Here is a 23,795-nt window from a genome sequence, read left to right on the forward strand (position 1 = left end):
ACCCCTATCCCCTGGCCCCTTCCCCCTCTCCTGGCATAAGTCAGGAGAGGGGGAAGGGGTTGTGGGGTTGGGGGTGAGGAAAGGGCAAAGACGGGGGGCTGAGGAGATACAACCAATATTGAATATAATCCCCTAGGACAACACGCACCAAAGATACCTCACGAGGCTGCCGATGACTGAAAAGGGATCCATTACCATGCACATGCTCGCGAAAATGATCGACCACTCCCTCCTGCAACCGATTCTTACCGACGGACAGATCCTCGACGGCTGCGCGTTGGCCGGGAAGTATAAAACCGCGACCGCGTGTGTGAAGCCGTACGCCGTTGCCCTGGCCCGGGATTCACTCGCAGGGTCCGGCGTGGGGGTGTGCTCGGTGATCGGGTTTCCGCACGGCAACAGCGCGGCGGGGATCAAGGTCGCCGAGACGCGTCAAGCCGTTCGGGATGGCGCGTCCGAGATCGACATGGTGATCAACATCGGCAAGGCGCTCGGCGGGGATTGGGATTACGTCTCCGCGGAAATCCGCGTGGTGAACGGCGCCTGCGCCGCGGGCGGCGCCATCCTCAAGGTGATCTTCGAAACGGACTTCCTGTCCGACGATCAGATCGTCCGGCTTTGCGAAATCTGTTCGGAAATCCGGGTGGCGTTCATAAAAACCTCGACCGGATACGGATACGTCAAACAACCGGACGGCAGCTACGCCTCCCGCGGCGCGACGGACCACGCCGTCTCCCTGATGCGCGCGCACGCCGACCCCCGCGTTCAGGTGAAGGCGGCCGGAGGGATCCGGACCCTCGACGATCTGCTGCGCTTCCGCGCCCTCGGCGCCGCGCGGATCGGCGCCACCGCCACCGAAGCCATTCTCGAGGAAGCCGTCCGGCGCGGATATTCTTGATTCTCCCGGCGGCGCGGACAGCCGGTCGGGCGGCGGCTGAGTATAATCCTGAGGCATCCCCCAATCGGCTTGCGGAAGCCGGGAGAGTCGCACCGGCGTGTTCCGCAAAGCCCGCGATGACACCTTTTCCCGGAGTCGGATCCGGAAAGGATGCAGGTGATGGCGCATAATCCGGTGCATGGGCGGGCCAACTCCGGGGGGGAATCCGGGACCGCCCGTCCGCGCCCGACCCTCGGCTTTCTCCTGGCGAACATCCACATCGGCATCGGGCGCTCGCTCTGGCCGGCGATCGTTCAATCGGTGGCCCGCCGCGACGTCAATCTGATCAGCTTCCCGGGCGGCGGCCTGCGGGCGGCCGAACAGAGCGGGTTCGATGGCTATCCTTCCCTCCGATCTCCCCTCCTCGTAACGCCGGAAGCGGGCCAAGGGAATGAGGAAAAAGGAAAGGGAGCGTGTGTATGAAGGTCGTCACATTCGGCGAAATCATGCTGCGCCTTTCCCCGCCGGGCTTTTTGCGTTTTCGGCAGGCGCATTCCTTCGAGGCCGTCTACGGGGGAGGGGAGGCGAACGTGGCGGCGTCGCTCGCGGATTTCGGCGACGAGGCCGAGTTCGTCACCCGCCTGCCGCAAAACGACCTGGGCGAGGCGTGTCTTGCCGCATTGCGCGCCCGTGGAATCCGGACCGGCCATGCCATCCGGGGCGGGGAGAGGATCGGGATTTACTTCCTGGAAAACGGGTCGGCCCAGCGCGGCAGCAAGGTCATCTACGACCGGGCGGGCTCCAGCTTTGCCGGGATCCGGCCGGGGATGGTGGACTGGGACGCCGTGTTCGCGGACGCCGACTGGTTCCATTGGACCGGGATCACGCCCGCCGTTTCGCAGAGCGCCGCCGAAACCTGCCTGGAAGCGGTGAAAGCCGCCAAGCGGCTCGGCCGGACCGTTTCCTGCGATCTGAACTACCGCGCCAAGCTTTGGAAGTGGGGCAAAGCGGCCGGCGAGGTGATGGCGGAGCTGGTGGCGCACTGCGATCTGGCCGTCGGCAACGAGGAAGACGCCGAAAAGGTGTTTGGGATCCGGGCCCCGGAATCCGACGTGACCGCCGGTAAAGTCGAGGCGGAAAAATACAAATTCGTGTGCGAGGCGCTGGTTCAGCGGTTCCCGAACCTGCAGATGGCGGCGGTCACCCTGCGCGGATCGCTTTCGGCCAGCCGCAACACTTGGTCCGGCGCGTTGTGGACGAAGGGCGGGTTCTTCACCGCGCCCGTGTACGATATCCTTCCGATCGTGGACCGGGTTGGGGCGGGCGACGCCTTCAACGGCGGATTGATCCACGGCTTGCGGGCCTACCGGGATGATCCGCAAAAAGCGCTGCGCTTTGCCGCGGCCGCTTCTTGCCTGAAGCACAGCATCCCCGGAGACGCGAACTTCGTTTCCGCCGCCGAAGTGGAACAGCTCATGGCGGGCGACGCCTCGGGCAGGGTTTCGCGATAGGCCCATGCGCCTGGTCATATTTCTCCTCGGCGGAAGGAGGAGTATCGGTGGGCAGGGGGAACGCGCCGGCGTAAACTCCGCGCCGGTTCTGAATCGGCCTCAGCCGGAATTACGCTGGTGGGAAAGGCCTGTCGGCTGTCATGCCGGCGTGATGTCAGCCGGCATCCGGCGAACATTGCGGGTGTTCATTTGCCTTCCGCAGGATCTTGGCCGGAACCGCGCCGGGATGACGGGTATAAAACATGGCAGAATAGACCTGCGGAAAGGATCGGAGCATGGCTAGATTTCAACGGTTGGACGTGACGAACACCTTGCTCGAGACGGGTTTGTTGCCGCTTTTTTACAACGGCGACCTGGACACCGCGGTGGAAATCGCGGCGGCTTGCTCACGGGGCGGCGCGCGGGCGCTCGAATTCACCAACCGCGGCGAGGCGGCGTATCCAGTCTTCGTCGAATTGGTGAAGCGCTTCGCCCAGGCGGATCCGGCCTTGATCCTGGGTGTCGGCTCGGTGGTGGATGCGCCGACCGCGGCGCTGTACCTCGCCGCCGGGGCCAATTTCATCGTCGGTCCGAATCTCAATCCCGAGATCTCGCGCCTGTGCAACCGGCGCAAGTTGCTCTACGTGCCCGGATGCGCGACCGAGACGGAGATCGCCGCGGCCGAGGAGCTCGGGGCCGAGATCTGCAAGATTTTCCCGGCCGACGCCGTCGGCGGACCGAAGTTCATCAAGGCAGTCATGGCGCCGTGCCCGTGGCACCGGCTCCTGGCGACCGGCGGGATCGACGCGAGCGAGGCAAGCGTGAGCGAATGGATCAAGGCCGGCGCGGCGGTGCTGGGGATGGGCAGCAAGCTGATCTCCGCGCCGCTGGTGCAAGCGCGCGATTTCGACGGCATCGCGGCCAAGACCGCCGACTGCCTGCGCTGGATTCGGAAGGCGCGGGGCGCGGCGGCGGGATGAGGAAGGGCGGCGCGGTCGTGCGGCGCCCCGGACGCCGATTGCGCGAAATCCGGAAAATCATAGAAAGGCGGCAGCCATGTCGTATTTCGAATCCGTACCCGCAAAGGAAGGGTTGAACCGCGTTGCGGGCAATCCATTCAAACTGCTGGATCTGCAGCTGCTCGTCCTCCCCGATGGCAAAGCCCATTCGGCATCAACCGGCGGCCGGGAGTGCTTGCTGGTCATCCTGGGGGGCAAGGCGGAGGTTAAGGCCGGCGCCCGGACGTTTTCCGGGGTGGGCGGGCGGCCGAACGTGTTCGCCGGCAAACCCCATTCGGTCTACCTGCCGTGCGCAAACGACTTTACCGTCACCGCCCAGGGGCGTTTGGAAGCGCTGTTGGTGAGCGCCCCGAGCGAGTTGAAAACCGATCCGTACGTCATCGGCCCAGAGAGGATCACCACAGGGGTGTGGGGCGCGGCCAACTTCAGCCGCAACTACCACCAGATCCTGACCCTGGCCGGACAGCCGGACCTCCCGGCCCAGCGGTTAATCGTCGGCGAAACCTACACGCCTTCGGGCAACTGGAGCACGTTCCCGCCGCACCGGCACGAGAAGGACGATCTGCCGCGGGAGGCGTTTCACGAGGAGTTGTACTTCTTCAAGGTTTCGCCCGCCGACGGATTCGGATTGACGCGCTATTACAACGGTGAGGTGGACACCGGCTACGTGATCCGCGACAACACCGTCCTGATGGCTCCGAACGGCTACCACACCGTGGTCAGCGCGCCCGGCTGCACGACCTACTACCTGTGGGCGCTGGCGGGAACCCAGCGCACGCAGGCCACCGCCGACGATCCGGCGCTGGCGTGGGTCGGCCGCACCGTGCCGATGTTGAAGGCGCTGGGGCATTGAGAAACTCCCCCTCAACCCCTCACTCCCCTTCTCCCAGCGTAAGCTGGGAGAAGGGGATGGGGGATGAGGGGATGACTGGAGAAGAAGATGATCCTCGATTCCTTTCGCCTGGATGGAAAAGTGGCGCTGGTGACCGGTGCCCGGCAAGGGTTGGGCCGGGCGATTGCGCTGGGCCTCGCCGAAGCGGGGGCGGATATTGCCGCGCTGGGCCGCGGCGATATGGCGGAAACCTGCCAGGCAGTGGGGGCGTTGGAGCGGCGCTGCCTGCCGATTGTTTGCGACCTGAAAGACGCATCACGCACGGACTTGGCCAAGCTGGTCGAGCGAACGGTGGCCGAGTTGGGCCGGCTGGATATCCTGGTCAACAACGCCGGGATCATCCGCCGGGCTCCGGCCGCCGATTTCAGCGAGGCGGACTGGGATGATGTGTTGCAGATCAACCTGAAGGCGGTGTTCTTCCTCTCCCAGGCGGCGGGGCGCGGGATGCTGGCAGCCGGACGGGGGAAGATCATCAACGTCGCCTCGATGCTTGCGTTCCAGGGGGGAATCCTTGTCCCCTCCTACACGGCCGCCAAGAGCGCCGTGGCCGGGATCACGCGCGCGCTGGCCAACGAATGGGCGGCGCGCGGCGTCAACGTCAACGCCATCGCCCCCGGATACATGGCCACCGAAAACACCGCCCCTCTGCGCGCGGATCCCAAACGCTCGGCGGCGATCCTCGAGCGGATTCCGGCCGGACGCTGGGGAATTCCGGACGATCTTAAGGGAATCGCGGTTTTCCTGGCGTCCTCCGCGTCGGATTACCTGCACGGCGCGATCGTGCCGGTCGACGGCGGATGGCTGGCGCGCTAGGACCGGCGCGGAAGCCACTTAGTGATTTGGGTATTGCTCAGCCTGTCTAATATCGAAAGGATAACCGGCCGTTTTCCATCCTCACCTCTATCTCCAGTCCCTCCCCTCGCTCCGCTCGAGGACAGACTTTACCCCTCTCCTGGCATACCCCCGCTTCGCGAGGGCAGGCGCCAGGAGAGGGGGAAGGGGTGAAGGGGTAGGGGAGTGAGGATTGGATGATGGCGGGATGCTTAGCAATTACGTTATTTGTTGACCCTGGCTCGTCCGTCCTTATCTGCCGCTGAGTTATAAGTCGATTGCCGCTTTCACCCCGTCCTTCTCCCGGCTTGTGCCGGGAGAAGGCGGTCGAAGCCTGCCCTCGGGCGTTCTGCCCGGGGCGCAGGATGAGGGGCGTGTCCGGATGGTATGATATCTTTCGAATTTAACCGGATAATCCGAGATGGCAGAGAGGAAGACGGCATGCGCGTACGGGGCCTGATCGTCATGGGCGTGGCGGGATCCGGAAAAACCACGGTCGGCAAGGCGCTGGCGGATCGTCTCGGTTGGGATTTTTTCGACGCCGACGGATTTCATCCGCCGGATAACGTCGCCAAGATGGCGTCGGGGATTCCACTGGACGATGCGGACCGGGCGCCTTGGCTGGCTGCCCTGCACGATCTGCTGGGGAGGACGCTGCACGAGGGGCGCCATCCGGTTTTGGCCTGTTCCGCGCTCAAACAGAAGTACCGTGAGGCCCTGCTCGCCGGCAACCAAGGGATTCGGGTGGTCTACTTGAAAGGGGATTACGTTCTGATCCACTCGCGGATGTGCGCGCGGAGCGATCATTATATGAAGCCCGGCATGCTGCGCAGCCAGTTCGAGGCATTGGAAGAACCCGTCGATGCGCTGGTCGCGGATATCGCGCGTCCCAAGGAGGAAGTCGTCGCGCATATCTTGCGGATGATCCGCAAAGAAGAAAAGAAATAGCGCGCCCTCCGGGATTCCCGCGTCCCGCGGAAGCCCGTATGCCCGGTTTCCGCGGGGCGGGACGGTCGGCGCGCCGAAAGGGATGACATTGAATCAGGCGGACATCGGGCTGATCGGATTGGCGGTGATGGGGCAAAACCTGGTCCTCAACATGGACGACCATGGTTTCACCGCGGCCGTCCACAACCGGACCGTATCGAAAATGGAATCGTTTCTGCGGGGGGGCGCCTCCGGCACGCGGGTCATCGGCGCCCGGACAATCGGGGAATTGGTCGGTGCACTCCGCAAGCCGCGCCGGGTGATGATGATGGTCAAGGCCGGCGCCCCGGTCGACGAGCTCATCGGGCGCTTGGTTCCGCTGCTCGAGCCCGGCGACGTATTGATCGACGGCGGCAATTCCCATTTCGCCGACACCATCCGCCGCGCCGCGCACCTGGAAGCGAAGGGATTGCATTATCTCGGAATCGGGATTTCCGGGGGGGAAGAAGGGGCGCGGCATGGCCCGTCGATCATGCCCGGCGGGTCGCCGCAGGCTTGGGAAGCCGTCCGGCCGATCTTGCAGGCAATCGCCGCCCGGGTGCCGGGGGAAGCGGGCGGCGAAGAGCCTTGCTGCGATTGGGTCGGCCCGGACGGAGCCGGCCACTTCGTGAAAACGGCGCACAACGGGATCGAGTACGGCGATATGCAGCTCCTCGGCGAAGCGTACCACCTGATGAAGGAAGGGTTGGGGCTTTCGCCCGAGGCGATGAGCGCTGTCTTCGCCGGCTGGAACAAAGGCAGGCTCAATTCCTTCCTGGTGGAGATCACCGCGCAGATCCTGGCCTTCCGCGATGAAGATGGATCGCCGTTGGTGGAAAGAATTTTGGACGCGGCCGGACAAAAGGGGACCGGCCGCTGGGCGGCGGCATCCGCGCAGGAACTTGGGGTCCCGCTGACGATGGTCGGCGAAGCGGTCTCCGCCCGGTCGCTGTCGATGCTCAAGGAGGAGCGGCTTGCGGCGGCCAAGGTTTTACGCGGACCGAAACCTCCCCCGGTCGATCCCCCGCGGAATTTCCTGGCGGATCTTGAAGCGGCGGTCTTCGCCGCGAAAATCATCTCCTACGCGCAGGGGTTCATGCTGTTGCGGGCCGCCGCCCGCGAATACCGCTGGGACCTGAACTACGGCCGGATCGCGGCGTTGTGGCGGGGAGGATGCATCATCCGTTCGAACTTCCTTCAGAAGATTCGATACGCCTACGAGCGGACACCGGACCTCGCCAACCTTCTCCTGGCTCCCTATTTCCAGGTTCACGTGGAGGCCGCCCAAACCGCATGGCGGAGGGTGGTTGCCGCCGCGGCCGGGAGGGGCATCCCGGTTCCCGCCATGTCGAGCGCCTTGAATTTCTACGACGGCTACCGCCGCGGATGGCTGCCCGCCAATTTGATCCAGGCCCAACGGGATTTTTTCGGCGCGCACACCTACGAACGGACCGACCGCCCGCGCGGGGAATCCTTCCACACCGATTGGACCGGACGCGGTGGAACGGCGGCCTCATCGACCGATCCGGCGCAGGGCGGACGGCTGTAATCTTGGATTATCTTCTTCATTTCCGCTTTGCTTATTCCGTAGTAGCTGCTCACCCGTTCCTGTGCTAATCCCCGCATCCCCGCCGATAGGGTAAGAAAAGCACCGCCTTTCCATCCCATCCTACCTCCCCCCTCGTTCCCCCGCCTCCCTTCCCGTATAACGGGAAGGGAGGCGGGAGTGTCCCGAGCGCCTGCCCACTCGAGGGATGAGCATCGGCGATCCCCCAGTGCGAAGCATTCGCGAGTGGAGGTTGCGAGGGACGGGGGAGGAGGGATGGGATGGAAGAATGAACTGTTCCCTCGGTAGAACATGGGAAGGTGAGTAGTTGCATTCCGTATTGAAAAATACTCCTGCTCTTTTCGATCCGCGCCTCTTTTAAGTTTTCAATTTACTCTTCCGGCGCCCAGAGCGGGCGCATCGCGAGATCCGCCGCCATTTTTTGCATCTCCGAATCCTCCGGCGTTCCCGAGAACCGGCTGGCGGCTTCCAAGACGCGAGGGAGCAATGCGACGTCGGACACGGTGTTGAGGAATAATTGCGGACGGCCAAGGACAAAACGGACGGCCAGATCGATGTTTTTTTTCTCGGTGAGCGGTTCATACCAAGTCGTGGTTGTGTGCTCGGCACCCTCCCCCCACGGACGCCGGCAGATCGATTTGATGGTCTGCAGCGCGACCCCGCGTCCCGCACAAACCCCCGCCAGGCGATCAAAGCCGGCCGCATATTCCGGATTCTGCATCAGCGGGTAGTTGTACGGAAGCAGCACCGAGGCGAACTCGAAGCGCTCCAGTGCGCGCAGGAGCACCGCCGGCGCCAGCAGCCCGTGGCTGGTGATGCCGATAAAGCGCACCAGCCCTTCCGCGCGCGCATCGGCCGCGGCTTCCAGCGCGCCGTCCGTCCCGAGCGCGGCCTCCAATTCTTCCATCGTTTGCACCGCATGCAATTGGATTAGGTCGATGCGGTCGGTTTGCAGGCGTTCCAGGGAACGGCGGATTTCATCCCGCGCCTTGGTGCGGCCGCGTTCGCCGGTCTTGGTCGCCAGAAAAAAGTCCCCCCGCTGGCGCTTCATCCAGGGGCCGACTCGCAACTCGGCCTCGCCGTAGGAGGCGGCGACGTCAATGTGGTTTACGCCGTGCCGCAGCAGGACTTCCAGGGTCCTTTCGGCGACGGCCTGGGTCACGCCGGAAAGCGCCGCCGCGCCGAACAGGCAGCGGGAGCTTTCATGGCCGGTTTTTCCGAACGCTTGTTTCGCCAGCATGAATGCAACCTCCTTTCGATTTCCCATGTTCCCCGCAGGAGTCCCCTGACGTTTGCCTGCAAGCCTCCGAGGCAATGGATGGGAATCATACCTGGAAAGGGCCGGCTGTGGGCTTTGTGGATCCGGTCCGAGCCTACGCGGCTGGTGCGGTCGGCGGGGTAATGTTCAGGAATCGACCGTATAGCCATGGTTTTCGCGGCTTTCCATTCGTTGGGGAGGAGGGCGAAACGTGGCATTTTCGAGTGAAAAAACATCCCCCCAAAAAAATGTTGATAAATCCGGATCTCATGATAATATATACCGTATCCAACCGTCAGATATTCTCATGGAATAGTTCCAAACCCATTCGGAATTCCCGGGTTCGCCGGTTACCACGAACTGCGGGTGGGTTTTGGCCGTTCCAAAACCCCGATCCACAAAATCATCCCACAATCCGTGCAACGGTTCCCAGATCAAAGTGGCTGTACGGCTTTGCATTCTTTTTCCATGGATTGAAACATGCCGCTTATCCAGATCGAAAACCTAACCAAGCATTTTCGAATCCTCAACCGCCGGGAAGGATTGCGGGGCGCCGTCCGCGACCTGTTCTCCGGCGACTATCGCACGGTCAAGGCCGTCGACGGCATCTCCTTCGACATCGAGCCGGGGGAGATCGTCGGCTACATCGGCCCCAACGGCGCCGGAAAATCCACCACGGTCAAGATGATGACCGGGATCCTCAAGCCGACCGGGGGGATCCTGAAGGTCAACGGCCTGCCCCCCTACGAGAACCGAATCCGCCAGGCGATGATCATGGGGGTGGTCTTCGGACAGCGGACGCAATTATGGTGGGACCTGCCGGTGATCGAATCCTTCAAGATCCTGCGAGAGGTCTATCGGATCGATCAGAAAATGTTCGACGAGCACCTGGGGATGTTCAACGAACTGGTGGGATTGAAGGCACTGCACTCCCAGCAGGTTCGGACCCTTTCCCTCGGGCAGCGGATGCTGTGCGACATCGCCGCTTCCTTCCTGCACAATCCGCAGATGGTGTTCCTCGACGAGCCGACCATCGGGCTGGATATTTCCATCAAGGCCAAGATCCGCTCGATGATCCTGGAATTGAACCGGACCCGGAACACCACCATCATCCTCACCACCCACGACCTGGGCGACGTCGAGGCGTTGTGCCGGCGGCTGATCATCATCGACAAAGGCAGAATTCTCTACGACGGGGATATCAAGAAGGTCCATGCGCTGTTCGGTGCGTACCGCACGCTGAAACTGCAAATCCGGGATTTTTCCGAAACCACCCTGGCCGCCTTGCAGGATCGACTGATTGGGAAATTCGGCGCCGAACACGGAATCGCCGTTGCCCAGACCGAGGAATTCTGGACCGATGTGACCATCGACCAAGCGCGCAACCCGCTGGCGGACATGCTGGCTTTCGTGATGTCGGCCTTTCTGGTGACGGACGTGCGGATCGTGGAAATATCGATGGAAAACGTCGTGAGAAAGATATACGACGGAGCGCTGCAATGAGGGGTTACCTCGCGTACCTGCGCGGTGCGATGATGGTCGGCGTCGTCTACCGGGCGGGTTTCCTGTTCATCGTGATCGGCAACGTCCTGTATATGATCATCGCCTATTTCCTCTGGCGCAGCATCTACGGGACCAATGCCGTGCTTCATGGGCTGACGTTTGATCAGGCGATTCTCTACGTCGCGCTCGGCAGCACCGTCTTTCTGTTGTTGAAAACCTACGCCGATTACGGCATGGCCGGGGATATCCGGAGCGGAGCGATCGCGATCTTCCTCACCAAACCGGTGGATTACCAATTCTATACGTTAGCCGTCAACCTCGGCTTCACCTCGACCACGATGATCTCGGTTACGATCCCGACCGTCCTCCTGATGATCCTGCTGCGAATCAGCATCCCGCTCGGGTGGGGCCTGCTGTTCTTCCCCCTCAGTCTGGCGCTGGCGTTCGTCATCAATTTTAACTTCGATTACATCATCGGATTGATGTCGTTCTACACCGAGGCGATCTGGGGAATGAGCACCACCAAGGAGATCATCATCGCCGTGCTGTCGGGCGCACTGCTGCCGCTGCAGTTCTTTCCGGAGGCGGTCCAGCGGGTTCTGATGTGGCTTCCGTTCCAGGCCATCTACTTCACGCCGCTGATGATGGTGACCCGGCCGGATCAGGAGTTGGCAGTGTTTCTGCGGATGATCGCCGTGCAGGCCTTCTGGCTGGGGGCGACCTACGCGCTCACCCGGCTGGTGTACACCCGGGCCGTCAAAGTCCTGCGGGTGGCGGGAGGCTAGGCGATGCGGACGATCGCAAGATACTTGCGGCTGTATTTCCTGATCGAGGCCCAGTACATCAAGGCCCAGATGCAGTACCGGGCGGATTTTTTCATCAGCTCGATCGGGATGTTCTTCAACAGCCTGATCACGCTCAGCGTTTTCGTCGTCCTGTTCGAAACCATTCCCAGCCTGGCGGGGTGGAGTCTGATTGAGCTGGTGTTCATCTACGCCTTCTATCTGATCGCCCTCTCCCCGATGCAGATCTTCTTCGACAACATCTGGTTCATCCGCTTCCAGGTGCAATCCGGGGATTTCCTGAAATATTATTTCCGCCCCTTGAACATGCTTTTCTACTACATGTCCGACCGGTTCGACATTAAAGGCCTTACCCAATTGGCGGCGGGCATAGCTCTGATGGTGTACGCCTCCGTCCAATTGCGGTTGGAATGGACGGCGGACAAGTTGTTGCTGCTGGGAATCGCGGTGTTCGGCGGATCGCTGGTGGTGATCGCCGTCGCCGTGACGGCGGGCTGCGCGGCCTTTTGGGTGATAAATTCCTACCCGATGCTGGCCTTGGCCTGGAAATTGCGCGAGTTCGCGCCGTATCCGATCACAATTTTCGACGGCGTGTTCCGCTTCCTCTTCACCTTCGTCATTCCAATCGGGTTCATCGCCTTCTATCCGGCGCAGTTCTTCCTCCGGCCCGGAGAAATATCGGCTTGGATTTATTTGAGTCCCATCATCGGGATCGGCCTGTTCGCGTTGATGTACCGGGTGTGGACCCTGGGGGTGAACAGTTACACCGGCACCGGATCGTAACCAAACGCGGAGTTCTTAGAATGCCTTTGTGCCTTCGTGGTTAGTAGACCACCAAGACACAAAGCCGCCAAGGTGAAGCGAAGGGATTTTCTTCGTGCCTTTGTGCTTTTATGGTTAGAAAACCACCAAGATACAAAGACAACAAGAGGAAGCGAAGGGGTTTTCTTCGTGCCTTTGTGCCTTCGTGGTTAGTAGACCACCAAGACACAAAGCCGCCAAGGTGAAGCGAAAGGGTTTTCTTCTTGCCTTCGTGGTTGGAAACCTGCCAAGACACAAAGACACCAAGGGGAAGCGAAGGGGTTTTCTTAATTTCTCCGTGATCTAGAAGAATCGTTACTATGACATTTCAGTTCTTGTAGTCCTTTAGTGTCCATTTCCTTATATCCGCATCCAATTCCATTTTTTAAGCTGAAAAATGGACTTTACTGCTACTTGCAGAATAAGAACAAATGTACTATAATGAAAAAGATATGGATTCCCTTGCTAAATTAACCGCGATTTCTCAAGATACCCAGGTAGAAGATCCCGAAGAATCCAACCGGAACCGTAACCCCGTCGCTTGCGATAACCTTCCCATCTACAACGCCGTCGTATCGGGTGGCGGATGCATCCGGTTGCTCAAATCACTGCTAACCTCCGTCTGCGAAAACAACTGCGCCTATTGTGGAATCCGTTGGGCCAGGGATTCCCGCCGGGTAACCTTCACACCGGATGAAATGGCGGATTTGTTCCTTCAACTTCAACGGATCGGGGCTTGCGAAGGGTTGTTCCTCAGCTCGGGAATTGCCGGAGGAGGGGTCCACACCCAAGACCGGCTCATCGCCGCGGCCGAAATCATCCGCCGCAGGGGGTATCAAGGCTATCTGCATCTGAAGATCATGCCCGGCGCGGAGCGGGGCCAGGTGGAGCAGGCCATGCGCCTGTCCAACCGCGTCTCGATCAACCTCGAAGCCCCCACCGCCGAAAGCCTGGCCTCCATAGCGCCAAAGAAACGCGCCGAAGTCCTGTTCGAACCGCTGCGCTGGATCGAGGACATCCGCCGGACCCAGGATCCGCGAGAAACCTGGAATGGCCGCTGGCCGTCCTCCAGCACCCAGTTCGTCGTCGGCGCGGCGGGGGAAAGCGACCGCGATCTCCTGCGAATGGCCCAGCGCCTGCGCCGCGAAGCCGGATTGGCCCGCGTCCATTATTCCCCCTTCGATCCCGCCGAAGGAACCCCGCTCGAGGAAGCGCCGCCGGAAAACCCTCTGCGCACCTTCCGGCTCTACCAGGCCGATTTTCTGATCCGCGATTACGGCTTCTCCGCCGAGGAATTGCTGGAAGAGAGGGATCGCCTGCCGCTGAACGTCGATCCGAAACTGGATTACGCGCGGGCGCATTTTTCGGATGCGCCGGTGGAAGTGAACCGGGCCGATCGGCTGGATCTGTTGCGGATCCCCGGCATCGGGCCGCAAACGGCGGCCCGGATCCTCAAAGCGCGTACGGGCGGCTCCCGCATCCGTTCGATCGAGGATCTCAAACGTTTAGGGATCAACACCCGGCGGATTTCCGAATTCATCCTGGTGGACGGGCGGAAGATCGGAAGCCAAATGAGGTTGTTCTAAGTGGGCGCTGAACAAGGCGGGAGAGGCCGTTGCGATACCCGGCCCGCCCGGCGGCCCGTCGGGAATGACTTCTCCTCCTGAGAACCCCCTCCTGACCCAAGCAGGGCGGGCTCCCCCGAACGGATACGCGGGGGGCGCTCGCACAGAAACCAGCCGGGTTTTTTTCCTCAGCCCTTGGCTGTTTAGGTTCTAGCCGGTCGTCGTCTGGCTCTTATCCGCCGATCCGTCCAGATCACACTTTGGCAGTACTGCGGCAACCCGGGAAACCTGAAAAATTAAGGTAAAATATCTGCAACTGCTCAAGTGTTACCGTCATAACGTTATCTCGACCAGCCGCCCTTCCCCTTCGTCATGCGTTGAAGGGAAAGGGCAAGCCGCTTCCGTGGATCTGTTTGCTTGCGGAATTGGGGGAACCCCCGTTCGTTCGCGGAGTTGTGGGAGGGGTGGGACGGCGAAAAAGAGGTTGAGCAGGAAAAATTTTAACAAATTTCCCAAAGGTGACGCATGGAGCGAAAAAACATCGTTGTCATCGGCGGCGGATTCGGCGGATTGGCGGCGGCCGTGCGTCTGGCGGCGCTCGGCCACCAAGTGACGATCTTCGAAAAGCGCGATAAGGCCGGGGGACGCGGGTATGTGTACGAGATCGACGGTTTCCAATTCGACGGCGGCCCGACGGTCATCACCGCGCCCTTTATGTTCGACGACATCTTCCGCGCCGCGGGCCGGCGGCGCGAGGATTACATCACCTTCGTATCCCTTTCCCCCTTCTACCGGATTTTCGACCACGAAAAGAAGGTTTTCAACTACAACGGCGATCCCGCATTCACCGCCGAACAGATCCGCGCTTGGAATCCGGCCGATGCGGAAGGCTACGCCCGATTCGTGCGCACCACCAAGCCGATCTTCGAAAAGGGTTTTTTGCAGTTGGCCGACAAACCCTTTCTGCACGTTTCCGACATGCTGCGCATCGCCCCCGAACTGATCGCGCTGCAAGCCTACCGCAGCGTGTACGGATACGTCTCCCGGTTCGTCCGCAACGAGTTCCTCCGCCGCTGCTTTTCCTTCCACCCCCTGTTGATCGGCGGCAATCCGTTTGATTCATCGGCGATTTACGCCATGATCCACTACCTCGAGCGCGAGTGGGGGGTGCATTTCGCCATGGGCGGGACCGGCGCCGTGATCCGCGGCCTGACGAAGCTGTTCGGCGAACTCGGAGGAACCCTGCATCTGAATTCGGAAGTCGCCGAGATCGTTGTCGACGGGCGAAGGGTGTCGGGCGTACGGCTGGCCGACGGCGCGTTCCATCCGGCCGACACCGTGGTGTGCAACGCGGAAGTGGCGGACGCCTATCTGCGCTTGCTCCCCCCCCGTCGGTCCTGGATCCGCTGGCGCATCCGGACGATGGAATATTCGATGTCGCTGTTCGTGATCTACTTCGGCACCAAGCGGCGCTATTTGGATTCGGGCCTGGCGCACCACAACATCATCCTCAGCCGCCGCTACAAAGGCCTGCTGGATGACATTTTCCGCCGGAAGGTCCTGGCGGAGGATTTTTCGCTGTACTTGCACATGCCGACAATCACCGATCCGTCGATCGCGCCGCCCGGCTGTGAGCTGTTCTACGTCCTTTCCCCGGTTCCGCATCTGGGCTCGGGGGTGGATTGGCGTCAGGCGGCCAAACCGTACCGGGACAGGATCATGGACTTCCTGGAAAAGAATTACCTGCCGGACCTGCAGCGCAACATCGTCGCCGAACATATGATCGACCCGCTCCATTTCCGGGATACGCTTAACAGCCACCTCGGCTCGGCCTTTTCCGTTCAGCCGACCCTGCCCCAATCCGCCTGGTTCCGCCCGCACAACCGCTCGGAAGATTATGACAATCTGTATTTCGTCGGAGCGGGGACCCACCCGGGCGCGGGTTTGCCGGGCGTGCTTTCCTCGGCGATCATCGCCGAACGGATGATTCGGGACGCGGGGTGAAAGTCCGATGACCGGAATCCGCGCTGTCCCGGCCGCCTCCGCGAACGCCGTCAACCTGGCTCACCGCCAGGCCGAACGCGTGATCCGCGAGCACTCGCGGACCTTCTACCTGGCTACCGGATTTCTTGCCGGCCGGGCCCGCCGTGCGGTCCGATCCTTGTACGGCTTCTGCCGCGCGACCGACGATTTGGTCGACCGCGGAAATGCGACGGTCGAGGACGTGGAGCGCTGGCGCGCACAGGTCGCGCTTCCCCCCGAACGGCAGACCGATCCGGTGCTGATCTCCTGGGCCGCCACCCGGGAGGAATTCGGCCTGGACCGCCGCTACGAACAGGAATTGATCGACGGCGTGCGGATGGACATCACCAAGCGCCGGTACGCAACCTGGGAAGAGCTGCAGCGGTATTGCTACCTGGTGGCGTCCACGGTCGGGCTGCTTTCGATCCCGGTCCTCGGGCTGGCGCCCGGGGCGGATCCGCAGCGCGCCGCCTTCTATGCCGTCCGGTTGGGGATCGCCCTCCAATTGACCAACATCCTCCGCGACGTGGCGGAGGACCTGGAGCGCGGACGGATCTATCTCCCGTTGGAGGACCTGCGCGCGCACGGCGTCTCCGAGAAGGATATCGAACGCCGGACCGTGGATGCCGATTTTACGGCCCTGCTGAGGTTTGAAATTGAGCGGGCCCGGGCGCTGTACCGGGAGGCATTGCCGGGGATCGCCCTCCTCAGCCGGGGCGCGCGCGCGGCCGTGGGCGCCGCGGCCCTCCTCTACCGGGGCATTCTCGATGAAATCGAAGCCTCCCGCTGCGATGTGTTTTCCAAGCGCGCGCATCTCACCGCCGCTAAAAAAATCCTGCGTCTGCCGGGGATTCTGCGGCGGGTCGCGTCGCTGCGGATGCCGCTCGAGGACGCGGCCGGATGACCGCCGGGGCGGGGGACGGCCGGCCGTACGATTTTCTCTTCGCCGGCGGCGGATTGGCCGGATTGAGTTTGGCGTGGAAAATTGTCCGCGGACCGTTTCCCAAGGCGCGCATTCTCCTGCTGGATAAAGAGCCGAAACGCAAGAACGACCGCACGTGGTGCTACTGGTCCGACGCGCCGGGGGATTTCGACTCGCTGGCCGAGCGGGTTTGGTCGGAGATGACCTTCGCCCATCCGCGCCTGTCTTGGAACATACCGCTCGGCTCTTTCCGCTACCGCATGATCCGCGGCGTCGATTTTTACCGTTTCCTGACCGGCGAACTGGCGCGGCATCCGAACGTATCTTGGGAATACGGGGACATCCGATCCGTCGCCGACGGGGCGGAAGGCGCGGAGGCGCTGGTGAACGGGAAGCGGTTCCGGGCGCGCTGGGCGTTCAACAGCCTGATCCGGCCGGGCGACGTCCCGATCGATTCCGGCCGGCACATTTTTCTCCAACAGCATTTTCTGGGGTGGGAAGTGGAGACCGACCGGGACGCGTTCGATCCGGACCGGTTCACCCTGTTCGATTTCCGCACTCCCCAGGACGGGGCGATGCGGTTCTTTTATGTTCTGCCCGGGAGCGCGCGCCGCGCGTTGGTGGAATACACGCTGTTTTCGCCGTCGGTGTTGGCGGAGGCGGACTATCAAGCCGCCATCCGCACTTACCTTCGGGAGGTGCTGGGCGTGGACCGCTACGAGGTCGTCGCCACGGAATTCGGCGTCATCCCGATGACGGACTACCGCTTCCCGCGCCGCCTGGGCCGGCACGTGCTGGCCATCGGCACCCGCGGCGGACGCGTCAAACCCTCCACCGGATTCGCCTTCCGCCGCATCCAGGCCGACACGGCGAACATCGTGCGCTCCCTGGAACGGCACGGCGATCCGTTCCACATTCCGCGGGATTCGACCCTGCACCGGAAATTCGACGCGACCATGTTGCGGATTTTGCGGCGGGATCCGGAGAGAATCTCCGACGTTTTTCTTGGAATGTTCGGGCGCAATCCGATCCGCAGGATTTTCCGTTTTCTGGACGAAGACATCGGCCTGATTGAGACGGTACGCTTGCTTTCCACGCTTCCGGCATCTCAATTTCTTCCGGCGTTCCTGGAATAGCCGTCGGACCTACTTCGCCGCGGCGTCCCCAAGTTGCGCCATCAGCTGCCGGACCTGCGATCGGTACCGGGTCAGCGCCTTGCGTCCTTTATCGGTCAGACGGTACAGCGTATGCGGCATCCGGCCGGCGAATTCCTTCTTGATTTCGATGTATCCGGCGTCCGCCAGCTTAATCGCATGGGCCGAAAGGTTGCCCTTGTTCAGACCCGTCGCGTTGAGCAGAAAAAGGAAGTCGGCGCTTTCGCATCCGGCCAGGGTGGCGACAATCGCCAGCCGCGCCGGTTCGTGGATCCAGCGGTCGAGTCCCGCAACCTGCGTGAAATCTTTCTCAGGTTTGGGCATACGGCAACCGAAGAACCCGCCGAAACGCAGTGATTCCGCTGATCAGGAGCAGGGCGGCCCATATCAGGCTGGGGAGGGAGGGGTTCCCATAGAACGGGGAAACATCCAGGAAGTGTTTCGGGCCTTCCAGATAGACGGCGTTCGTGGTGAGCAATTCGGCCGCGATGCACAGCCCGGATCCCGCGGCGGCGATCCACCGGTACCGGCGGATATCGAATTTTCTGCCGACAAGGTACATCACCCCGGCGAAGGAAACGATCATGAATACGCTGAACAGGTGAGGCCCGCCTCTCGCTTTCCAAAACAGGAACGCCAGTGCCAGGCATCCCAGGGCGTATGCGGCGGCGAAAATCAATCCGAAGCTCCGCCCGATCGGAAGGAAGAATGCGTGGCGCACGTCCCCCAACCGGGGCGCAACGAATCGCCGTTTTAACCCCGTGACCAGCAACCAAGCCAGGAAAATGTACGCAATCCAGACGGCCAGGAGTGCGGCCCCCCAAAACGCCACTTCGTTCTTCAGGGGATTGATTGGTTCCTTGGTGATGAAGGGCCAAGGCCAGGACCATGAGGGGAACGCCAAGGCGATTACCAACGGATACGTCCACAGCGCGGTGATCGCCCAAAAACCCGCCAGGGCCAGATCCCACAAGCCGTCAGCCCACCAAGCGCGGATCGAACGGCGGGTAAAGGCATCGGACGAAACGGAAGCGGTTCCGGTCGCAGCGGGCATAATTCACTCTCTTGTATACAGGTTTATAATGTATACTAGTATACGAAAAATATCCCCCGTGTCAAGGGGGTTGCGGAGGAGGGGCTCCGGGAGGGATTTAGCCGAAGCGGCCGGTGACGTAATCCTCGGTCTTTTTCATTTTGGGGGAGATGAACAGATCCCTTCCTTGCCCCCATTCCACCAAATCGCCCTGCAAGAAGAAGCCGGCCCAATCGGCCAGCCGCGCCGCCTGCTGGACGCTGTGCGGAACGATGACGATGGTGTATTTCTTCTTAATCGATTGAAGCGAATCCTCGACCTTCGCGGTGGAGATCGGATCCAGCCCCGAGGTCGGCTCGTCCAGCAGGATGACCTCCGGCTGGAGTGCCAGCACGCGGGCCAGGCACAGGCGTTGCTGCTGACCTCCCGAAATCGCGTGGGCCGGCTCGTCCAAGCGGTCCTTCATTTCCTCCCACAGCGCGGCCGCCTGCAGGCCCTCCTCGACCGCCCGGTCGAGGTTGCGGCGGCGCCGCTCCCCCGCGAGCCGCAATCCGTAGGTCATGTTTTCCCGGACGGTCATCGGCAGCGGCACCGGCTGGGCGAAGACCATTCCCACCCGCCGTCGGAGCGTCACCAAGTCCGCCGCCGGAGATAGGATGTTTTCCCCCTCGAGCAGGACTTTGCCGGAATATTGGGTTCCCTCCACCAGGTCGTTCAGCCGGTTGAAGGTGCGCAGGAGGGTGCTCTTTCCGCCGCCGGCCGGCCCAAAAAGGACGGTGATCGCGTTGCGCGGGATCTGCATCGAGATTTTATGGAGGGATTCGGTTCCGTCGGGGTATCGGACCGCGAGCTGTTCGACGTGGAATTTCGGAACCGACGAAGCATTCACCACTGCCGCCTCCGGCGGAAATAGCTGCGGATCACGGTGGCGACCGTGTTCATCGCCAGGACGAAAACCAGCAGCACCAGCGCGGTGCCGTATTGAATCCGGACCGGCATGCCCGGCACCTGGGTGGAGATGACGAACAGGTGATAGGGCAGGGCCATGGTTTCGTCGAGGATCGATTGCGGAAGGTGCGGCAGGAAGAACGACGCGCCGGTGAAGAGGATCGGGGCCGTTTCTCCGGCCGCGCGCTCCAAGCCGAGGATGATCCCGGTCAGGATCCCCGGCAGGGCTTGGGGCAGGACGACCCGCTGGATGGTCTGCCAGCGGGTGCCGCCCATGCTGATGCTCACCACGCGGAACGATTGCGGCACCGCGCGCAGGGCTTCCTCCGCGGTGGAAATGATCACCGGCAGGGTCATGATCGCCAGGGTCAGGCACGAGGCGAGGATCGAGGAGCCGAATCCCAGGAACAGCACGAACAGCGCCAGGCCGAACAAGCCGTATACGACGGAGGGAATCCCGGCCAGGTTGACGATGGCGATCCGGATCGTGCGGGTGAAGGTCGAATCCGGCGCGTACTCGGAAAGGTAGATCGCCGCCAGCAGCCCGATCGGGACGGCGATCACCGCGGTTCCCAGCGTGAGGTACAGGGTCCCGACGATCGCCGGCCAGATCCCGCCCTCGGTCATCCCGTTGCGTGGCATGGCGAGGAGGAACTCCGAAGTGATGGCGGGCCAGCCCTTCACCACGATAAAGGTGATGATCGTCAGGATCGCGAAAATCGTGAAGGCCATGACGGCCGTGAGCGCGGCGAAGGCGGTTCTCTGGGAGGCGGAGCGGGTCAGGCGCATCACGAAAGCATCCGTTCGGCGCGCTTCTTGGCGCGGAAGAGCATCGACGAGGCAATCAGGTTGACCAGGAAGGAGATCAGGAACAGGAGGATCGCCACCAGGAACAGCACGTGGTAGTGGGTGCTGCCGCTGGCCACCTCGCCCATTTCGGCGGCGATGGTGGCGGTCATCGTGCGGGCGGGGAAGAACAATCCGTCCCAGCGGATCTGGGGGGCGTTGCCGGTGACCATCATCACCGCCATCGTTTCGCCGATCGCCCGGCCGATTCCCAGCATCACCGCGGTCAGCACGCCCGAGCGCGCGGCCGGAAGCGTGACGCGCCAGATCGTCTGCCATTTGGTGGCGCCGAGGGCCAGCGCCCCGTCGCGGTAGCTTTTCGGGACGGCGTCCAGCGCGTCCTCGGCCACGGAGACGATCGTCGGCAGCGCCATCATCGCCAAGAGGATCGAGCCGGTGAGGGCGGTCAGCCCGGTGCTGAGGTTCAGGACCGTCCGGATCGCCGGCGCCAGGACGAGGAAGCCGAGAAAGCCCAGGACCACCGACGGCAGACCGGCCAGGATCTCGACGAACGGCTTGAGGATTTCGCGCATCCAGCGCGGGGCCACTTCGGCGATGTACACGGCGGTGGCGATCCCGAAGGGGATCGAGATCGCGGCCGCGCCGACGGTGACGACCAGCGAGCCGAAGATCAGCGGCAGGAGGCCGTACCGGCTTTCAATCGGGTACCAGCGCGCGCCCAACAGCGATTCCGGGGAGGTTTTGAACAAGCCCGGCAATCCCGCCTGCAGCAGGAAGACGAAAATCACCGCGACAAACAAGACGGCCGAATATCCGCAGGCGCGGATCAGAAGTTGGATGACGGCTTCGAATACATTACGGTGTCTGGCCATATGCCATGCCTGGGGAGCATCACCCGATCGGCACAAACCCCTTTTGTCCGACGATCTCCTGTGCCTGGGCGCTCAGGATCCAATTGAGGTATTCCTGGATCGCCCCGGCCGGTTCGCCGTTGGTGTACATATAGAGATCCCGGGAGACGGGGTAGGTTCCGTCGAGCGCGGTTTCCTTGCTCGGCGCCACGAACGGACCGGCGTCGGCGGTGGAGAGCCGGAGGATCTTGACCGCGTCGGTGACGTACCCCAGCCCGTCATACCCGATCGCATTCGGATTCTGACTCACCTCGGAGGTGATCACTTCCGACGAGGGCAGGAGCAGCGTGTCGGTGGAGAAGATCGCCGGGTCGTCTTTGCGCCCCAGCCGGATCACCGCTTCCAGGAAATACACATGAGTCCCGGAATTCACTTCCCGCGACACCCGCACGATCGGACGGTCCTCGCCGCCGACCTCCGCCCAGTTGTTGATTTTGCCGGTGAAGATGTCCGACACTTGCTGGAGCGTAAGCTGGTCGACGGGATTTGCGGGATGGATGATCACCGCGATCGCGTCGCGGGCGACGATGAATTCGTTCGGGGAAACGCCGTTTTTTTGCGCCTCCGCCAATTCTTCCCCGCTGATCGCCCGAGAGGCATTGGCGATATCCGTCGTACCCTGAATCAGGGAGGTCAACCCCACCCCGGAGCCGCCCCCCGAGACCGAGATCGATACCGTGGGGTCGACCACGGCATAGGCTTCCGCCCAGGCCAGTGCCAGGTTGACCAAAGTGTCGGAACCGCGGTTGATGATGATTTTGGAGTTTGTGGAGGAGGGGGAGTTGGGGAAAGAACAGGAGGAAACCGCAAGGCAGAGGAGTACCGGAAACCATCGCCAGACCCTTCTCATGTCCCCAATTGTAACAGAAACAAACGCGGATAACGCCAAAAAGATGGGGTAGAATTACCCCATGGCCAAGAGGAAGGTAAAATTCCTCATAGACGATCTGGATTTTCACTACGGCGATTTTGAGGCGCTGGACGACGTCTCCATGGAAATCGCCGAACGGGAGATCACCGCGCTGATCGGTCCGTCCGGTTGCGGGAAAAGCACGTTCCTGCGCTGCCTCAACCGGATGAACGACACCATTCCCAATACCCGGGTGGAGGGGAAAATCCTCCTCGACGGGGAGGACATTTATTCCCCGGATCTGGACGTGGCGGTACTTCGGCGCCGGGTGGGGATGGTTTTCCAAAAACCCAATCCCTTTCCCAAGTCCATCTTCGACAATATCGCCTTCGGCCCCCAAGTCCTCGGGCTGGACCGGCATGTCAACCTGTCGGAACGGGTGGAGCAGTCCCTGCGGCGGGCGGCTCTGTGGGAAGAAGTCAAGGACCACCTGCAGGAGTCGGCCCTGGGCCTCTCGCTCGGCCAGCAGCAGCGGCTGTGCATCGCCCGGGTGCTGGCCGTGGAGCCGGAGGTCATTTTGATGGACGAGCCGTGTTCGGCGCTGGATCCGATCGCGACCATGCGGATCGAGGAACTGATGCATGAGCTGGTGTCCGAGTACACCATCGTAATCGTCACCCACAATATGCAGCAGGCGGCCAGGGTTTCCCACAAAACAGGCCTGTTTTGGCTTGGGGAGCTGGTCGAGTTCGGAAATACCAAGAAGATTTTCACCCGCCCGTCCCATAAGCAGACCGAGGACTATGTAACCGGAAGATCGGGATAAAGGAATTTTTAATCCAAAACTAAGTGGATTTTCTGCAATTCTTCCTTATACTTAATTCAGGCGGTCAATACAGGTGCGCCCATGGCGAATGCCCGGCTTTCCGCGCTTGACCAAGAGTTCTATAACAGCCTGCTTCGGGAACCGGATGAATCCCTCCGCCGGATGACTCTCAACGCCTGCCGTTACGCCGTGGAAAAAAGCAATCTGGAATATCCTGCAATCCTCAATGCCCTGGCGGCGATGACGGAGCAGAGGGCTTTATCCGCGGAGGAACGGGCGGAGTTGGCGAAGCTGAAGGCGGCGCTGGACGCTTTCCATATCGGCACCGATATCCGGGACCGGGACAAAACCGGAAAAACCGACACCCTGAGCGCGAAGACGGCGATGTTCCAGGCCCATGCGGCAAGCGCCGTCTTCATGGCGAACAATTCGGATCCCCTCCTGGCGGCCTTGGAGGCGGTTTTTGAAGCGTACCTGGCGACCGGCGATTGGCATGCGCTGAAGGCTGTCCTGCTGAAATGAGCAAGAGTGCAAAACATTAAAATGCCAAGAACCAATCAAGGTGCTAAAAAAAAGGTGTCTGCTCACCCCGATACAAGAATTCGATAAATGTCCGGAAAAATCAGTTTTCATTTCCCCCTCATCCCCTCCTCCTGTCACTGGGGTTGTCTCCGGATCGTCATGCCCGCGCCCGCCCTCGCGCCCGCCCTCGCGGAGCGGGGGGAGCGGGGGTGTTCGTAGCGGGCATCC

The 23,795-nt window shown here is 61.8% G+C and carries 24 protein-coding genes; 17 read left to right on the forward strand and 7 right to left on the reverse strand.

The features are described from left to right. Positions 1–172: 172 nt before the first annotated feature. The 8 genes from deoC (at position 173) to gnd (ending at position 7,624) form a co-directional block, all read left to right on the forward strand. Positions 173–898 (forward strand): deoxyribose-phosphate aldolase, encoded by a 726-nt coding sequence (gene deoC / locus JW929_13575; GenBank protein MBN1440433.1) that lies wholly within the window; start codon positions 173–175, stop codon positions 896–898. Between the two features lie 159 nt (positions 899–1,057). Then, entirely contained in the window at positions 1,058–1,360 is a 303-nt protein-coding gene (locus JW929_13580) for a hypothetical protein (GenBank protein ID MBN1440434.1), read from the forward strand. After that, complete coding sequence (locus JW929_13585) at positions 1,357–2,388, forward strand: sugar kinase (protein MBN1440435.1); 1,032 nt, start codon at positions 1,357–1,359, stop codon at positions 2,386–2,388. Before JW929_13580 ends, JW929_13585 begins: the two co-directional genes overlap by 4 nt. Before the next feature lie 275 nt (positions 2,389–2,663). Then, complete coding sequence (locus tag JW929_13590; GenBank protein MBN1440436.1) at positions 2,664–3,347, forward strand: bifunctional 4-hydroxy-2-oxoglutarate aldolase/2-dehydro-3-deoxy-phosphogluconate aldolase; 684 nt, start codon at positions 2,664–2,666, stop codon at positions 3,345–3,347. A gap of 76 nt (positions 3,348–3,423) precedes the next feature. Further along, a complete protein-coding gene (gene iolB / locus JW929_13595) occupies positions 3,424–4,239 on the forward strand; it encodes a 5-deoxy-glucuronate isomerase (GenBank protein ID MBN1440437.1) in 816 nt (271 codons plus the stop codon). 87 nt (positions 4,240–4,326) lie between these two features. Then, positions 4,327–5,091 (forward strand): 2-dehydro-3-deoxy-D-gluconate 5-dehydrogenase KduD, encoded by a 765-nt coding sequence (kduD, locus tag JW929_13600; GenBank protein ID MBN1440438.1) that lies wholly within the window; start codon positions 4,327–4,329, stop codon positions 5,089–5,091. A gap of 459 nt (positions 5,092–5,550) precedes the next feature. Then, positions 5,551–6,057, forward strand: coding sequence for a gluconokinase (locus JW929_13605; protein MBN1440439.1), 507 nt, complete (start codon positions 5,551–5,553; stop codon positions 6,055–6,057). An 88-nt stretch (positions 6,058–6,145) separates the two neighbouring features. Then, entirely contained in the window at positions 6,146–7,624 is a 1,479-nt protein-coding gene (gene gnd / locus JW929_13610; protein ID MBN1440440.1) for a decarboxylating NADP(+)-dependent phosphogluconate dehydrogenase, read from the forward strand. 388 nt (positions 7,625–8,012) lie between these two features. On the opposite strand, the gene JW929_13615 is transcribed toward gnd, so the two are convergent. Next, positions 8,013–8,882, reverse strand: coding sequence for an aldo/keto reductase (locus JW929_13615; GenBank protein ID MBN1440441.1), 870 nt, complete (start codon positions 8,880–8,882; stop codon positions 8,013–8,015). Positions 8,883–9,380: 498 nt separating this feature from the next. Here JW929_13615 and JW929_13620 point away from each other — a divergent pair, with 498 nt between their 5' ends. The 7 genes from JW929_13620 (at position 9,381) to JW929_13650 (ending at position 17,652) form a co-directional block, all read left to right on the forward strand. Next, complete coding sequence (locus tag JW929_13620) at positions 9,381–10,403, forward strand: ATP-binding cassette domain-containing protein (protein MBN1440442.1); 1,023 nt, start codon at positions 9,381–9,383, stop codon at positions 10,401–10,403. Beyond that, a complete protein-coding gene (locus tag JW929_13625; GenBank protein ID MBN1440443.1) occupies positions 10,400–11,188 on the forward strand; it encodes an ABC-2 family transporter protein in 789 nt (262 codons plus the stop codon). Before JW929_13620 ends, JW929_13625 begins: the two co-directional genes overlap by 4 nt. Positions 11,189–11,191: 3 nt before the next feature. Further along, positions 11,192–11,989: an ABC-2 family transporter protein gene (locus JW929_13630; protein ID MBN1440444.1), complete on the forward strand. Its 798-nt coding sequence runs from the start codon at positions 11,192–11,194 to the stop codon at positions 11,987–11,989. A gap of 614 nt (positions 11,990–12,603) precedes the next feature. Next, on the forward strand, positions 12,604–13,593 hold the full coding sequence (locus JW929_13635) for a radical SAM protein (protein MBN1440445.1): 990 nt from the start codon (positions 12,604–12,606) through the stop codon (positions 13,591–13,593). A 504-nt stretch (positions 13,594–14,097) separates the two neighbouring features. After that, a complete protein-coding gene (gene crtI, locus JW929_13640) occupies positions 14,098–15,576 on the forward strand; it encodes a phytoene desaturase (protein MBN1440446.1) in 1,479 nt (492 codons plus the stop codon). A 7-nt stretch (positions 15,577–15,583) separates the two neighbouring features. Further along, positions 15,584–16,498, forward strand: a complete 915-nt coding sequence (locus tag JW929_13645; GenBank protein MBN1440447.1) for a squalene/phytoene synthase family protein — start codon at positions 15,584–15,586, stop codon at positions 16,496–16,498. Further along, positions 16,495–17,652, forward strand: a complete 1,158-nt coding sequence (locus JW929_13650; protein MBN1440448.1) for a hypothetical protein — start codon at positions 16,495–16,497, stop codon at positions 17,650–17,652. Before JW929_13645 ends, JW929_13650 begins: the two co-directional genes overlap by 4 nt. A gap of 9 nt (positions 17,653–17,661) precedes the next feature. Here JW929_13650 and JW929_13655 read toward each other — a convergent pair whose 3' ends face one another. The 6 genes from JW929_13655 to JW929_13680 all read right to left on the reverse strand — a co-directional run bounded on the left by JW929_13655 (position 17,662) and on the right by JW929_13680 (position 22,219). Then, complete coding sequence (locus JW929_13655) at positions 17,662–17,994, reverse strand: transcriptional regulator (GenBank protein ID MBN1440449.1); 333 nt, start codon at positions 17,992–17,994, stop codon at positions 17,662–17,664. Further along, positions 17,981–18,724 (reverse strand): hypothetical protein, encoded by a 744-nt coding sequence (locus tag JW929_13660; protein MBN1440450.1) that lies wholly within the window; start codon positions 18,722–18,724, stop codon positions 17,981–17,983. Before JW929_13660 ends, JW929_13655 begins: the two co-directional genes overlap by 14 nt. 97 nt (positions 18,725–18,821) lie before the next feature. Then, positions 18,822–19,505, reverse strand: coding sequence for a phosphate ABC transporter ATP-binding protein (locus JW929_13665; protein MBN1440451.1), 684 nt, complete (start codon positions 19,503–19,505; stop codon positions 18,822–18,824). Positions 19,506–19,588: 83 nt separating this feature from the next. After that, complete coding sequence (pstA, locus tag JW929_13670) at positions 19,589–20,440, reverse strand: phosphate ABC transporter permease PstA (GenBank protein ID MBN1440452.1); 852 nt, start codon at positions 20,438–20,440, stop codon at positions 19,589–19,591. After that, positions 20,440–21,330, reverse strand: coding sequence for a phosphate ABC transporter permease subunit PstC (pstC, locus tag JW929_13675; protein MBN1440453.1), 891 nt, complete (start codon positions 21,328–21,330; stop codon positions 20,440–20,442). Before pstC ends, pstA begins: the two co-directional genes overlap by 1 nt. A gap of 19 nt (positions 21,331–21,349) precedes the next feature. Further along, positions 21,350–22,219, reverse strand: a complete 870-nt coding sequence (locus tag JW929_13680; GenBank protein MBN1440454.1) for a phosphate ABC transporter substrate-binding protein — start codon at positions 22,217–22,219, stop codon at positions 21,350–21,352. Positions 22,220–22,280: 61 nt separating this feature from the next. On the opposite strand from JW929_13680, the gene JW929_13685 reads away from it, so the two are divergent. After that, complete coding sequence (locus JW929_13685) at positions 22,281–23,045, forward strand: phosphate ABC transporter ATP-binding protein (GenBank protein MBN1440455.1); 765 nt, start codon at positions 22,281–22,283, stop codon at positions 23,043–23,045. An 81-nt stretch (positions 23,046–23,126) separates the two neighbouring features. Beyond that, positions 23,127–23,567 (forward strand): hypothetical protein, encoded by a 441-nt coding sequence (locus JW929_13690; protein MBN1440456.1) that lies wholly within the window; start codon positions 23,127–23,129, stop codon positions 23,565–23,567. Positions 23,568–23,795 lie beyond the last annotated feature (228 nt).

The sequence above is a fragment of the Anaerolineales bacterium genome (assembly GCA_016928575.1).
GTDB lineage: Bacteria > Chloroflexota > Anaerolineae > Anaerolineales > RBG-16-64-43 > JAFGKK01.